The sequence below is a fragment of the Microbacterium sp. NPDC060117 genome (assembly GCF_042729315.1).
Lineage (GTDB): Bacteria > Actinomycetota > Actinomycetes > Actinomycetales > Microbacteriaceae > Microbacterium.
Genome location: NZ_JBHWXR010000004.1, coordinates 610,012 through 622,709 on the forward strand (window position 1 = coordinate 610,012; position 12,698 = coordinate 622,709).

General features: G+C 70.7%; 14 protein-coding genes. 6 read left to right on the forward strand and 8 right to left on the reverse strand.

The window, feature by feature from the left end:
• Positions 1-27: 27 nt before the first annotated feature.
• Positions 28-414 carry a DUF4307 domain-containing protein gene (locus ACFWCK_RS18455; protein ID WP_233312083.1) on the reverse strand — a complete coding sequence of 129 codons (387 nt, stop codon included), beginning with the start codon at positions 412-414 and terminating at the stop codon, positions 28-30.
• Between the two features lie 92 nt (positions 415-506).
• Between ACFWCK_RS18455 and ACFWCK_RS18460 the strand changes: the two genes are divergently transcribed.
• The gene (locus tag ACFWCK_RS18460; RefSeq protein ID WP_233312081.1) at positions 507-767 is read left to right on the forward strand and encodes a hypothetical protein; all 261 of its coding nucleotides are present in this window, start codon (positions 507-509) and stop codon (positions 765-767) included.
• A 43-nt stretch (positions 768-810) separates the two neighbouring features.
• Here the strand turns inward: ACFWCK_RS18460 and ACFWCK_RS18465 are convergent, their stop codons facing one another.
• Positions 811-1,548 carry a hemolysin III family protein gene (locus ACFWCK_RS18465; protein WP_378807254.1) on the reverse strand — a complete coding sequence of 246 codons (738 nt, stop codon included), beginning with the start codon at positions 1,546-1,548 and terminating at the stop codon, positions 811-813.
• A 92-nt stretch (positions 1,549-1,640) separates the two neighbouring features.
• On the opposite strand from ACFWCK_RS18465, the gene ACFWCK_RS18470 reads away from it, so the two are divergent.
• The 3 genes from ACFWCK_RS18470 to ACFWCK_RS18480 all read left to right on the forward strand — a co-directional run bounded on the left by ACFWCK_RS18470 (position 1,641) and on the right by ACFWCK_RS18480 (position 5,151).
• On the forward strand, positions 1,641-2,426 hold the full coding sequence (locus ACFWCK_RS18470; RefSeq protein WP_378807256.1) for an isoprenyl transferase: 786 nt from the start codon (positions 1,641-1,643) through the stop codon (positions 2,424-2,426).
• Positions 2,427-2,474: 48 nt separating this feature from the next.
• The gene (locus tag ACFWCK_RS18475) at positions 2,475-3,599 is read left to right on the forward strand and encodes an aminotransferase (RefSeq protein ID WP_378807257.1); all 1,125 of its coding nucleotides are present in this window, start codon (positions 2,475-2,477) and stop codon (positions 3,597-3,599) included.
• 211 nt (positions 3,600-3,810) lie between these two features.
• Positions 3,811-5,151, forward strand: coding sequence for a PhoH family protein (locus tag ACFWCK_RS18480; RefSeq protein WP_233312107.1), 1,341 nt, complete (start codon positions 3,811-3,813; stop codon positions 5,149-5,151).
• 220 nt (positions 5,152-5,371) lie between these two features.
• Here ACFWCK_RS18480 and ACFWCK_RS18485 read toward each other — a convergent pair whose 3' ends face one another.
• The 6 genes from ACFWCK_RS18485 to xseA form a co-directional block, all read right to left on the reverse strand.
• Positions 5,372-6,202: a DUF559 domain-containing protein gene (locus ACFWCK_RS18485; RefSeq protein ID WP_378807259.1), complete on the reverse strand. Its 831-nt coding sequence runs from the start codon at positions 6,200-6,202 to the stop codon at positions 5,372-5,374.
• 336 nt (positions 6,203-6,538) lie between these two features.
• The gene (locus tag ACFWCK_RS18490) at positions 6,539-7,933 is read right to left on the reverse strand and encodes a class II fumarate hydratase (RefSeq protein ID WP_378807261.1); all 1,395 of its coding nucleotides are present in this window, start codon (positions 7,931-7,933) and stop codon (positions 6,539-6,541) included.
• A 40-nt stretch (positions 7,934-7,973) separates the two neighbouring features.
• Positions 7,974-8,627: a carbonic anhydrase gene (locus tag ACFWCK_RS18495; protein ID WP_233312074.1), complete on the reverse strand. Its 654-nt coding sequence runs from the start codon at positions 8,625-8,627 to the stop codon at positions 7,974-7,976.
• On the reverse strand, positions 8,624-9,277 hold the full coding sequence (locus ACFWCK_RS18500; RefSeq protein WP_233312072.1) for a DUF4245 family protein: 654 nt from the start codon (positions 9,275-9,277) through the stop codon (positions 8,624-8,626). The genes ACFWCK_RS18495 and ACFWCK_RS18500 overlap by 4 nt, the downstream gene beginning before the upstream one ends.
• Entirely contained in the window at positions 9,274-9,552 is a 279-nt protein-coding gene (locus ACFWCK_RS18505) for an exodeoxyribonuclease VII small subunit (RefSeq protein ID WP_378807395.1), read from the reverse strand. The genes ACFWCK_RS18500 and ACFWCK_RS18505 overlap by 4 nt, the downstream gene beginning before the upstream one ends.
• A 15-nt stretch (positions 9,553-9,567) precedes the next feature.
• Entirely contained in the window at positions 9,568-10,932 is a 1,365-nt protein-coding gene (xseA, locus tag ACFWCK_RS18510; RefSeq protein ID WP_378807262.1) for an exodeoxyribonuclease VII large subunit, read from the reverse strand.
• A gap of 131 nt (positions 10,933-11,063) precedes the next feature.
• Between xseA and ACFWCK_RS18515 the strand changes: the two genes are divergently transcribed.
• Both ACFWCK_RS18515 and ACFWCK_RS18520 read left to right on the forward strand, forming a co-directional pair.
• Entirely contained in the window at positions 11,064-12,077 is a 1,014-nt protein-coding gene (locus ACFWCK_RS18515) for a 4-hydroxy-3-methylbut-2-enyl diphosphate reductase (RefSeq protein WP_233312104.1), read from the forward strand.
• Positions 12,074-12,628: a DUF6264 family protein gene (locus ACFWCK_RS18520; RefSeq protein WP_233312069.1), complete on the forward strand. Its 555-nt coding sequence runs from the start codon at positions 12,074-12,076 to the stop codon at positions 12,626-12,628. The genes ACFWCK_RS18515 and ACFWCK_RS18520 overlap by 4 nt, the downstream gene beginning before the upstream one ends.
• Positions 12,629-12,698: the final 70 nt, after the last annotated feature.

Consider the following 12,698-nt stretch of genomic DNA (forward strand, 5'->3'; position numbering starts at 1 on the left):
GCCGGGGCGTCGCTCAACACGATGAGCCTAGGACACCCAGCAGGAGTTCACCAAACCGGTCGTCGCGGCCGACACGATCGGCACATGCTCGGTGAAGGCACGGGAGTGCTTCTCGGATCCGGGGTAGGTGACGAGGCGCCAGCCTACGATTCCGAACTCCTCATCCTGCGCCTCCACGATGCAGTGCACGGGCCGGTTTGTGGGCGCAGTGATCTGGAAGGACACCGTCACGCTGTGATCGTCGACGAGCTGGAAGCCCGTTCCCGTCACATCCACGGTGTCGGCTGATCCCTGCCATGTCCACCACCCGAAGACACCGACGACGATCGCGGCGGCCGCGATCGCGAGGATCATCGGCAGACGCCGGCGGGGTCCGCGGCCGTATCGCTCTTCGAGCTGGGCGGGGGTCGTCACGGCGGGGTGCATCCGATCGTTAGGCTGGTGGTTCCAGGTTATCCCGAGGGAGCCTTGGGGCCCGAACGGGCCGTGCCCAGAAAGGCTGAGAGATGATCGAGGCGATCCTTGCCGCCGTGACGGCGACCCCCACTCCGACCCCGACGGTCGACCCGAACCTGGTCACGCCGGGGCCCGTGGGATTCGTGATCGTCGCCGTGATCGTCGTGTTCGCGGCTCTGCTGATCTGGGACATGCAGCGACGGATCCGCCGGGTGCGCTACCGCGAGGAGGTGCGCGCCGAGCTCGACGCCGAGGAGGCGGCCCAGGGCGCCGACACGGGCGAAGACGAACCGGACGCGCGCAGGTCCTGACGCCGCGGGGCAGACCGAGCCCACCCGTTCAGCCGGGCCGGGTTCAGCCGGGCAGGCCCAGGGACGGGCGCAGCGGCGCCAGCGAGATGAGCAGGCAGGCGGTCCAGTGGCAGAGGAACGCCAGCACGGTGCACACGTGGAAGATCTCGTGGAAGCCGAATCTCCCCGGCCACGGGTTCGGCTTCTTCAGCGCGTAGACGACGGCCCCGCCGGTGTACAGCAGCCCGCCCACGCACACCAGCACCATCATGGCGACGTTCGCCTGCACGAGGTCGACGATGTACATCATGGCCGCCCAGCCGAGCAACAGATAGAGCGCGACGTACAGCCAGCGCGGGGCGTTGATCCAGAACACCCGGAACAGGATCCCGAGGAGGGCCCCCGACCACACCAGGATCAGCAGTAGCGTGCCCTTCTCAGGTGTGAGGGCGAGCGTCGCGAGCGGCGTGTAGGTTCCGGCGATGAGCAGCAGGATGTTGGCGTGATCGATCCGCTTCAGGATCGACTTCGTCCGCGGCTTCCAATTGAAGCGGTGGTACAGCGCGGAGTTGCCGAACAGCAGGAGCGAGGTGATCATGAACACCGCCGCCGCCCACTTCGCGACCGTCCCCTGGGCGAGCACGATGAGCACGATGCCGGCCGCGATCGCCACCGGGAAGGTGCCGGCGTGGATCCAGCCGCGCCAGGTCGGCTTGATCTCGAGCTGCGCGTCGACGGCGGCCACCTCCATGAGGGGCAGTCCGGGCACATCGGGGGCAGCGGATCGGCTCGCTCGGCGCATGCTTGAACTCTAGGCGTCTCCGCATTCCGCAAACCGTACATATCCCGTGGCCGACGTGACGGCCGGATCCATCCGCGCGGTAGCGTAGGGGAGTGAGCGCACGGTCCGATCAGCCAGGGAGTGGCCCCCTCTACCGGCTCTACTCCCGACGTCTGAGGCGGCGGATGGACCCGGCGACCATGCCGCACCACATCGCGATGATGATCGACGGCAACCGCCGCTGGGCGCGCCAGCTCGGCTACGCGACGCCCGCGCACGGCCACAGGGCGGGGGCCGCGAAGATGCGCGAGTTCCTGGGCTGGTGCGATGAGCTCGGCATCCGCGTGGTGTCGCTCTACCTGCTCTCCGCGGACAACCTGCTCAAACGGGACTCGGCGGAGCTCGCGGACCTCATCGAGATCATCGGCGAACTCGCGGACGGCCTGTCCCACGAGGGCAACTGGCGGGTCAAGCATGTCGGTCGCGCGGACATCCTGCCGGCGGAGCTCGCGCGCGTCCTCGCCGAGGCGGAGGATCGCACCCGCGCCCACACCGGGCTGCATGTGAACCTCGCGGTGGGCTACGGCGGGCGCAACGAGATCGTCGACGCGGTGCGGTCGATCATCGCCCAGCATGACGCGTCGGGCGGCACCCTGGAGGACCTCGCCGCGCACCTCACGCCCGAGATGATCGGGGAGCACCTGTACACCGGCGGGCAGCCGGATCCGGACCTGGTGATCCGCACGAGCGGCGAGCAGCGGCTCAGTGACTTCCTGCTCTGGCAGAGCGCGCACAGCGAGTTCTACTTCGTGGAGGCGCTCGGACCGGATCTGCGGCAGGTCGATTTCCTGCGCGCGATCCGCGACTACGCCGATCGTGACCGCCGGTTCGGCCGCTGATCGGCGACGCGCGGCGGAGGCGCACGCACCGCGTGTCAGACTGACCGGATGCGTGCCATCGACGACTACATCGCATCGTTCGACGAGGACCCGGGATACCTGAACTGGGCCGCGTTCGGTCCGATCTCGCCGGCTGCGCGCGCCGCACTGGTCACCGACGCCGAACTCCTCGCCACGGGGCGACCCGAGGGCATCGCCGCGACGGCGGGTCGGACGACCGAGGCGCAGACGGCGGTGGCGGCGCTGCTCGGTTCCACTCCGGACGAGGTCACCGTTCATCCCTCCTCCACGCATGCGCTGCAGCAGGCGCTCGCCGGGCTCGACGGTGCCGTGATCGCCTCGGCGGCCGAGTTCCCGAGCGTCACGATCACGCTCGAGCGGGCCGCGGCCGCATCGGGTGGCCGGCTCGCCCCGCGCTGGATCGCCCCGGCCAGCACCCGGGTCACCGCCGACGCCGTCATCGACGCGCTGGACCCGGACGTGACGGCGCTCGTCGTGAGCCATGTCGACTTCCGCTCGGGGTACCGCGCCGATCTGGCGGCGCTCCGTGAGGCGCTCGGAGAGGACCGGCTGCTCATCGTGGACGCGGTGCAGTCCTTCGGCGTCATCGACGAGGACTGGGCGGTCGCGGACGTCGTGGTGGGCCACGGCTACAAGTGGCTTCGCTCCGGGCGCGGCACCGGGTTCGCCCGGTTCACGGATCGCGCCCGTGAGGCGATCCGGCCCGTGCTGAGCGGCCGGATCGCGACCGCCGTGGAGGGGCTTCCTGCCGACGTGCTGCCGGATCCGGCGCTGTCGGCGCAGGCGTACGCGGTCAGCGCACCGGATCCCCTCGCAGCCTCACGCCTCGCGGCCGGGGTCGCCGAGATCCGGGCCGTCGGAGTCCGCGCCGTCGAGGACCGTCTGTCCGGCAACGTCGACGTCCTGCTCGGCATCGCCGACAGGCACGGGATCGACGTGGCGTCCCCACGGGAGCCCGCGGAACGCGCCGGGATCGTGGTGCTCGCTCCGGCGGATCCGCAGGGGGTTGGCGGCGTGCTCGCCGCGGCCGGCTGCCAGGTGACGGTGCGATCGGGGACCGTGCGGGTGGCGCCGCACGCCGGCACGACGGCGGAGACGCTCGGGCTGTTCGACGCCGCCCTCGACGACGCCCGGCAGTTCACCCGCTCATAACCCGCTCTTAACCGATCAGAGGGCGTGTCCTTCCTGCGCGATGTCGGTGGGGGTCGTACGTTCATGGCATCGGACACGGCGTCCGATCGAGTCGGCCTCAAGGATCGCGACTCGTGGCCCTGGCCGATTCGCCTAGTTCCGGGAATCCCCGGGTCGGGAGAGGGTCGTGGCCGCACGTACCGCACTGAACAGCAGCACCCGTACCAGCGCCGTGAACGCCGCCGAAGCGGCAGCGCGCGAGGGGGGTGCAACGCCCGATCAGGATCTGAAGACGTACGTGCTCGACACGTCCGTCCTGCTGTCGGATCCGCAGGCGTTCTTCCGCTTCGCGGAGCACTCCATCGTCCTGCCGGTCGTGGTCATCGGCGAGCTGGAGGGCAAGCGCCACGACCCGGAGCTCGGGTACTTCGCCCGGCGGGCCCTCCGCCACCTCGACGAGCTGCGCGTCGAGCACGGGCGGCTCGACTTCCCGGTCCCGATCGGCGACGGCGGCACGCTGCGGGTCGAGCTGAACAACACCGATCAGACGGTGCTGCCCAGCGGCATCCGCCTCGGTGACAACGACAGCCGCATCCTCGCCGTCGCGATGCACCTCGCCCAGGACGGTCAGGACGTCACCGTCGTCTCCAAAGACCTGCCGATGCGGGTCAAGGCCGCCTCCCTCGGCATCAACGCCGAGGAGTATCTCGCCGAGCAGGCGGTGGACTCGGGCTGGACGGGGATCAGCTCGATCTCGCTCTCCGGCGACGAGATGAGCGACCTGTACGAGAGCGAGGTCGGCACGAGCGAGGAGGCGATCGGGCTCCCGGTGAACACGGGCCTCATCATCCACTCCGAGCGGGGATCCGCGCTCGGGCGGGTCACGGCCGACGGCGAGTACGCGCTGGTCCGCGGGGACCGCGAGGTGTTCGGCCTGCACGGGCGCTCGGCCGAGCAGCGCATCGCGATCGACCTGCTCTCCGATCCCGACGTCGGCATCGTCTCGCTCGGCGGACGCGCCGGCACCGGCAAGTCCGCCCTCGCCCTGTGCGCCGGCCTGGAGGCGGTGCTCGAGCGGCAGCAGCAGAAGAAGATCATCGTGTTCCGGCCGCTGTTCGCCGTCGGCGGGCAGGAGCTCGGTTACCTGCCCGGCGACAAGGACGAGAAGATGAGCCCCTGGGGTCAGGCGGTCTTCGACACGCTCGGGTCCGTGGTCTCGGGCAACGTCGTCGAAGAGGTCGTCGAGCGCGGCATGCTCGAAGTGCTGCCGCTCACGCACATCCGCGGACGGTCGCTGCACGACGCCTTCGTGATCGTCGACGAGGCGCAGTCCCTGGAGCGCAACGTGCTGCTCACGGTGCTGAGCCGGATGGGGCAGAACTCCCGGGTCGTGCTCACCCATGACGTCGGCCAGCGCGACAACCTGCGGGTGGGCCGCCACGACGGCATCGCGAGCGTGATCGAGACGCTGAAGGGCCACAGCCTCTTCGGCCACGTGACCCTGCAGCGCTCCGAGCGCTCCGCGATCGCCGCCCTCGTGACCGAGCTCCTGGAGGGCGGGGAGCTCAGCTGACCTGTGGCCGACGCCGACCGCGTCCGGGCGGTCGGCGCCGGCCTCGTCAGCTTGCGACGCCTGCCGGGTCGGCCTGCGACGCCTGCAGGATCTCGCGACGGATGCAGGACGGATCCGCGGTTCGGGTCGTGCAGGCGTCGCAGAATCGTGCAGGCGCCGCACGGTCCGGCGGGCGTCGCGATACCGAGCAAGGAGCTGACGGCGCCCTGACGCCGCAGGGTCACGCGTGGATGCGGCGGAGGGCGGCCAGAATCGCCGCCTGCACGGACGGCCAGTCGTAGAGGACCTGGGCGTAGTCGAAGCGCAGCGTCTCGTAGCCGAGCGCCGATGCCGCAGCGTCCCGCCGCAGATCCTTGTGGCGGAGGGACTCCCCGTCGTGGTTCTCCCGGCCGTCGACCTCGATGATCAGCCGGCCTGCGACGACGAAATCCACCTTCCCGACGCCCGGCATTCGTACCTGGCAGTCCAGGCGGATCCCGAGGACGTGCAGTCTCAACCGCAGCAGCGACTCGAGGCCGCTGTCGGCATCTGCGCGCGCGATGTCGACCAGCCAACGCGCGCTCTGCGGGAGAGCATCGCGGATCCGCGCTCTCGCGGCGCGGGAGAGAAGCCCCCTGCGCCAGGCGGACTCGAACGAGGCGAAGAACGCCTCGGCGCCCGCGCAACCGTGCAGGTGGATCAGCGCCGTTTCGACCTCGACCACTCCGAACCGCGTCGCGCCGTCGAAGAAGTGGCTCGTGCAATCGCAGGCGGGGTGCGCATGAACCCGGCCGTCGCGTCCCACCCACACGTGCGGTGGGGCGTCCTTTTCGAGTACCCAGACCTTGCTCAGTCGCAGCGCCGCTCCGCAGGTGAGGGCGCCCCCGTGCGCCGCGGCGGCCACCGTCTTCGGGCATGCGTCCGGGGCGGCGAAAACGCCGGGCCGGACGCGTCGGATCCGCCCCGACGAGACGGCACGCGCGAGAGCGCTGCGGGTGAGGCCGAGCGCGTGGAGGTGCTCTCCTCGGGCGACGCCGCCGAGCCGGGTGAGAGTGGTGGCCGGATCCAACATGCGGTCCACTCTGATGGTGCAGGATGGGATCCGGCGGGGCTCCCGCGCAACCGGCGCACACTTTGGCGTGGTGCGGGGTTGTGGAGGACGAACACCTCGCAACGCCTGCACGACCCTGCGACGGATGCACGACGGATCCACGACTTGGATCGTGCAGACGTCGCAACGTCGTGCAGACGTCGCACCGCGCCACCGCACCGCCACCGCCCGCGAGGCCACCGCACCACACCGGCCCCACCACCCCACCGCCGAGCCACCGCCCCACCGCCCTGCCCCCGAACGACGGATGCCGCGCCCCCGAGGGGACGCGGCATCCGTCGTTCAGCGGATCCGGGATCAGCCGGCGTGCGTCATCGACAGCAGGTCGAGCTTGGCGTCGAGCTGCTCGAGGGTGAGCTCGCCGCGCTCCACGTAGCCGAGGTCGATCACGGCGTCGCGGACGGTGATGCCCTTGGCGACGGCGTGCTTGGCGATCTTCGCAGCGGCCTCGTAGCCGATGAGCTTGTTCAGCGGCGTCACGATGGAGGGGCTCATGCCGGCGAAGGCGGCGGCGCGCTCGACGTTGGCCTGCAGGCCGTCGACGGTCTTGTCGGCGAGCACGCGCACGGCGTTGGAGAGCAGGCGGATCGACTCGAGCAGCGCGGTGCCCATGACGGGGATCGCCACGTTCAGCTCGAACGAACCGGAGGCTCCGGCCCAGGCGACCGTCGCGTCGTTGCCGATCACGCGGGCGCACACCATCAGCACGGCCTCCGGGATGACGGGGTTGACCTTGCCCGGCATGATCGACGAGCCGGGCTGCAGGTCGGGGATGTGCAGCTCGCCGAGACCCGTGTTCGGGCCCGAGCCCATCCAGCGCAGGTCGTTGTTGATCTTCGTCAGCGAGACCGCGATGGTGCGCAGGGCACCCGATGCCTCGACGAGGCCGTCGCGGTTGGCCTGGGCCTCGAAGTGGTCCTTGGCCTCGGTGATCGGCAGCTCGGTCTCGGCCGCGAGCAGCGCGATGACCTTCTGCGGGAAGCCGAGCGGGGTGTTGATGCCGGTGCCGACCGCGGTGCCGCCCAGGGGGACCTCGGCGACACGGGGGAGGGCGGACTGCACGCGCTCGATGCCGAGGCGGATCTGGCGGGCGTAGCCGCCGAACTCCTGGCCTAGGGTGACCGGCGTGGCGTCCATGAGGTGGGTGCGGCCGGACTTGACCGCGTGCTTCCACAGCTCCGCCTTCGCCTCGAGCGCGACCGCGAGGTGGTCGAGCGAGGGGATGAGCGTGTCGATGAGCGCCTGCGTGACGGCAATGTGCACCGAGGTCGGGAAGACGTCGTTCGACGACTGCGAGGCGTTCACGTGGTCGTTCGGGTGCACGGTCGCGCCGAGGATCCGGGTCGCGAGAGTGGCGAGAACCTCGTTCATGTTCATATTCGAGGACGTGCCGGATCCGGTCTGGTACGTGTCGACCGGGAACTCGCCGTCGTGCTTGCCCGCAGCGACCTCGTCCGCCGCCTGGGCGATCGCGTCGGCGATGGCGCCGTCGAGCGTGCCGAGCTCCTTGTTGGCGAGCGCGGCGGCCTTCTTGATCCGGGCGAGGGCCGCGATCTGCGTCGATTCCAGACCCTTGCCGGAGATCGGGAAGTTCTCCACGGCGCGCTGCGTCTGCGCTCCGTACAGAGCGTTCACGGGCACGCGCACCTCGCCCATGGTGTCGTGTTCGACGCGGTACTCGATGTCAGCCACTGCTGTTCCTCCAGATGTGACGGTGTGATGAGGGGGATGTTCAGGCGCGGGCGTCGCTGAGGCCCACGGTGACGACGGGCACGGCCGTGCCCTCGTTCAGTCGGTAGTTGGCGCCGACGATGCCGAGCTTGCCGTCGGCGACGGCCTGGGCGATCAGCTCCGAGGTCTGCAGCAGGTCGTGCACGGTGTTGCGCAGGTGCTCCTGCCCGACGAGCTCGGCATCGATGTCGGCCACGGTGGATCCGCCCTGCTCGGCGAGCACCTTGCGGGCGGCCGGCACGATCGGGGCGACCAGCCGCCAGATGTGCGGGGGGAGCGGCGCGGCGTCGATCGCGGTGCCGTCGATCGCCGCGCGCACGGCCCCGCAGCTGTCGTGCGCGAGCACCACGATGAGGGGCACGCCGAGGATCGCCACGGCGTACTCGAGGCTCGCGACGATCGACTCGCCGAGCACTTGTCCGGCATTGCGCACCACGAACAGGTCGCCGAGGCCCTTGTCGAAGATGATCTCCGCGGCGAGACGGGAGTCGGAGCAGCCGAACAGCGTCGCCAGGGGCGCCTGCCCGTCCACGAGCTCGTGGCGCTTGCCGACGTCCTGGTTGGGATGCTCGGGGTCGCCCGCGACGAACCGCCGGTTCCCCTCGCTCATGAGCCGCCAGGCCTCGTCCGGGGTCAGGGTGGTGGTGTCGGTCATCGTTCGCTTCCGAGTCGGTCGATCTGCGGGCTGATCTTGGCGACCAGTTCTGCCGTGCCCGCCTTGCCGAGGGCGCCGTAGACGAGGACGTAGTCCTTGCCGACCTGGGTGCCGAGTGCGTAGTTGATGTTCGCCGCCGAGTCCGGGTTGGGGATCACGTACTCGTCCCAGGTGCGTCCGCCGATCTTGACGGTGCCCTTCGACGACGTCCCGCGCAGCGGCGTGGCCGCCCAGTCGGCGTCGGCGTCGAACGCCTGGGCGATGTGCGCGTAACCGCGGGCGTCGTCGGCTTGCGGTGCAACGGTGATGTCCCACACCGTGGGCTTGCCGTCGATCAGCACCGCCTTGTTCACGCGCCAGTTGTTGGGCGGTGTCGGCAGCAGCACCGGGCGGTCCAGGGTGCTCTGCGCGTTTTTGGCAGCGGCCGGCAGATCCACGGCGTTGGATCCGGTGAAGTCGCCGCGCGGCACGATGAGCACGATGAGCAGGACCACGCCGACGGTCGCGATCAGGGCGGCGATGAGGCCGCGGAACGTCTGGCTGGAGCGATAGGCGGCGGACGACGCGGCCTTGCGGTCGGCCGTCTCCTCGGCGGTCTCGGGGCGACCGAGCTCGGCGACGACCGGCGGCTGCTTCGGGGCACGGCTCATCGGGCGTCCTCCTCGGCGGAGCGCGAAGCGGCGCCGTTCTCGGGGCGAGAAGCATCCAGGCGGCGCTTGGCGCCCAGCAGCCACTCCTCGCAGCGCGCGGCGAGCGCCTCGCCGCGCTCCCACAGTGTGAGCGACTGCTCGAGGGTCGGGGCGCCCTGCTCGAGCTCGGCGACGACACGGACCAGCTCATCCCTGGCCTGCTCGAAGCTGAGGCTCGCGGGATCGGCGACGGTCGGCGCAGAACTCCCTGCGGAGGCGGACGGCTCGTTCGACACAGTCACGCCTCCATCCTACCGGCGCGCGTCGGAGCCCTCGGCCGGTGAGGCGGAGGACGCGTCGGTCGCTCCCGGGGCCACGGATCCCGGGCGAACGGCATCTCCGTCCGACTCGGCGATCTCGCCTTCCGACACGGCGCGCAGCGACCCGCGGTCCACCGTGAGGGTGAGCGCGGTGCCGGCCGGAGCATCGGCGGCATCGCGCACGATCAGGCCGTCCTCGCGGTGCGCGATCGCATACCCGCGTGCCAGGGTCGCCGCCGGCGACAGGGCGCGCAAGGAGGCGCGCAGTTCGGCCGTGCGCCGGCCCGCGGCATCGACCGCACGGCCGAGCGTGTCTCGGGAGCGGGCGGCGAGCAGCCACACCTCCTGCGCGCGGCGTTCGATGAGCGGATCCGGATCCCGCAGGACGGGCCTCGAGCGCAGCTGCTCGAGCTGGGCGATGTCGTGCGCGACGCGCTGCGACACCCGGGTCGTCGCGCGTGCGCGCAGCTGGGCGACGAGCGCCCGCTGCTCGCCGACGTCCGGCACCACGCGCTTGGCAGCGTCGGTCGGAGTCGAGGCACGCAGATCCGCCACGTCGTCCAGCAGCGGATGATCGTTCTCATGTCCGATCGCGCTGACCACGGGCGTGCGTGCGGCCGCGACGGCGCGCACCAGCCGCTCATCGCTGAAGCCCAGGAGGGTCTGCGGATCCCCGCCGCCGCGCGCGATGACGATGACATCGACATCGGGATCCTCGTCGAGCTTCTTGAGCGCGGCGAGCGTCTCCGGCACGCAGCGGTCGCCCTGGACCGCGGCGTGCACGGTGTGGAAGCGCACCTGCGGCCAGCGCAGCTCGGCGTTGCGGTGCACATCCTTCTCGGCGTCGGAGTTCTCGCCCGTGATGAGCCCGATCACGTGCGGGAGGAAGGGGAGCGGCTTCTTGCGGGAGGGGTCGAACAGGCCCTCCAGACGCAGCTGCAGGCGCAGCCGCTCCAGCCGCTCGAGCTGATCGCCCAGGCCCACGTGCTTCATCGCCGACACGGTGAAGCTGAAGTCGCCCGCTTTGACGAAGTAGTCGGCCTTGACCGCGGCGACGACGTGATCGCCCACGGCGAGATCGGCGGGGATCCGCGCGCGCACGCTCGACCACACCCGGATCGAGATCTGGGCGTCGGAGCGCGTGTCCTTGAGCCGCGCGAACACGTTGCCGGCGCGCACGTTCCAGCTCGTGATCTCGCCCTCGACCCAGACCGTGCCCCATTGCGCCACGAAATCGCGGATCGTGGCGTTCAGCCGTGCGATCGAGGTCGGGGCGTCCGCGGAGGACTCGCGCGGCGCGACGGAGTCGGCGGGCGGGGCCTCACCGGGGACGGAGGCTGCTTCGAAGACGGTCATCGCCTCCCCAGCGTAGCAATGGGCATCCGCTGGATCCCGGCCTGCTGTCAGGACGCCCCCGGTAGAATCGGGGCGTGAGTTCACCCGTCGCGCTGCCCGTGCCGCAGATCCCTCGCCGCCGCCCCACGGCCGTGCGCGAGCCGCTCCAGGACCGTCCCGTCGACGGGCGCAAGCGCGTGCTGCTCGCCGCCCCGCGCGGCTACTGCGCCGGCGTCGACCGTGCCGTGGTGGCCGTCGAGAAGGCCCTCCAGCGCTACGGCGCCCCCGTCTACGTGCGCAAGCAGATCGTGCACAACATCCACGTGGTCACCGAGCTCGAGGCCCAGGGCGCGATCTTCGTCGACGAGGTGGACGAGATCCCCGAGGGGTCGCACGTCGTCTTCAGCGCGCACGGTGTCTCGCCGATGGTCGTCTCGGCGGCCGAGGATCGGCATCTGCACGCGATCGACGCGACCTGTCCGCTGGTGACGAAGGTGCATCGCGAGGCCGTGCGCTTCGCCCGCGACGACTTCGAGATCCTGCTCATCGGCCACGACGGGCACGAAGAGGTCGAGGGCACCGCGGGTGAGGCCCCGGATCACGTCACCGTCGTGAACTCCCCGGCCGAGGCCGACACCGTCGAGGTGCGCGATCCGTCCAAGGTCGTCTGGCTGTCGCAGACCACGCTGTCGGTCGACGAGACCATGGAGACCGTGAACAGGCTGCGCACGCGCTTCCCAGAGCTGCAGGACCCGCCTTCCGACGACATCTGCTACGCGACGCAGAACCGCCAGGTCGCGATCAAGAAGGTCGCGGCCGACGCGGATCTGGTGATCGTGGTCGGGTCCGCCAACTCCTCCAACAGCGTGCGCCTCGTCGAAGTGGCGCGCGAGTACGGTGCGAAGGCCGCTTACCGCGTGGACTATGCCGACGAGGTGCAGCAGGAATGGCTGGACGGCGTCGCGACGGTCGGAGTGACCAGCGGCGCGTCGGTGCCCGAGGTGCTCGTGCAGGAGGTGCTGCAGGTGCTCGCCGAGGCCGGATACGGCGACGTCGAGGAGGTGCGCACCGCGGAGGAGGACCTCATGTTCTCGCTGCCGAAGGAGCTGCGCCAGGACATCTCCGGTCAGCGCGACGAGCGGGCGCTGGGCGGACGCAGCCGATGACCGATTCCGGCTCCGCGGAGCAGTCTCGCCGGCCGGCCTTCGGCGAGTACGCGACGCCGGAGGAGCAGAGCAGGCGGGCGGGAAGGCCGCTGCCGCCCCCCGTCGTGCACACGCCGCCCGCGGCCGCGCCCGTCGCCCAGCCCGGGGCTCCCGCCGCGGACGTGGCGGAGCGGCCCGCGCACCCGGTCGACCGGATGGCGTCGATCGCGCTCCTCGCCTACGGGCTCTGGAACGTGATCACCTCGACCTTCGCGTTCCTGAACCCGTCGTCGCTCATGGCGACGATGATGCAGGCCGTGGGGATCTCCGGCACGTTCTCGAACTACCAGCAGGCGCGGGTCTGGGGAATCGTCGCCGGCATCCTGCTGATCGTGGGCTGGGTTGCCACCGCCGCGTGGACGGTGCTCCGGCTGCGGCGCGGCAAGCTCACCTGGTGGCTGCCGGTCGCCGGCGGTGTCGTGTTCGTCCTGCTGACGACCATCTGCATGATGGTGCCGTTCTTCACGGATCCGGCCGTCATCTCCTACCTGAATGAGCGGATGCAGCAGTAGCCTCCTGAGACGACGATGAGCCCGGCCCCCTCGGGGTGCCGGGCTCATCGCGTTCTGCGGGCGGTCGCGG

Excerpts from the sequence above, each read along its gene's own strand:
- ACFWCK_RS18460 (WP_233312081.1), top strand. The coding sequence starts at position 507 with ATGATCGAGGCGATCCTTGCCGCCGTGACGGCGACCCCCACTCCGACC.
- ACFWCK_RS18465 (WP_378807254.1), bottom strand. The coding sequence starts at position 1,548 with ATGCGCCGAGCGAGCCGATCCGCTGCCCCCGATGTGCCCGGACTGCCC.
- ACFWCK_RS18475 (WP_378807257.1), top strand. The coding sequence starts at position 2,475 with ATGCGTGCCATCGACGACTACATCGCATCGTTCGACGAGGACCCGGGA.
- ACFWCK_RS18485 (WP_378807259.1), bottom strand. The coding sequence starts at position 6,202 with ATGTTGGATCCGGCCACCACTCTCACCCGGCTCGGCGGCGTCGCCCGA.
- ACFWCK_RS18495 (WP_233312074.1), bottom strand. The coding sequence starts at position 8,627 with ATGACCGACACCACCACCCTGACCCCGGACGAGGCCTGGCGGCTCATG.
- ACFWCK_RS18500 (WP_233312072.1), bottom strand. The coding sequence starts at position 9,277 with ATGAGCCGTGCCCCGAAGCAGCCGCCGGTCGTCGCCGAGCTCGGTCGC.
- xseA (WP_378807262.1), bottom strand. The coding sequence starts at position 10,932 with ATGACCGTCTTCGAAGCAGCCTCCGTCCCCGGTGAGGCCCCGCCCGCC.
- ACFWCK_RS18520 (WP_233312069.1), top strand. The coding sequence starts at position 12,074 with ATGACCGATTCCGGCTCCGCGGAGCAGTCTCGCCGGCCGGCCTTCGGC.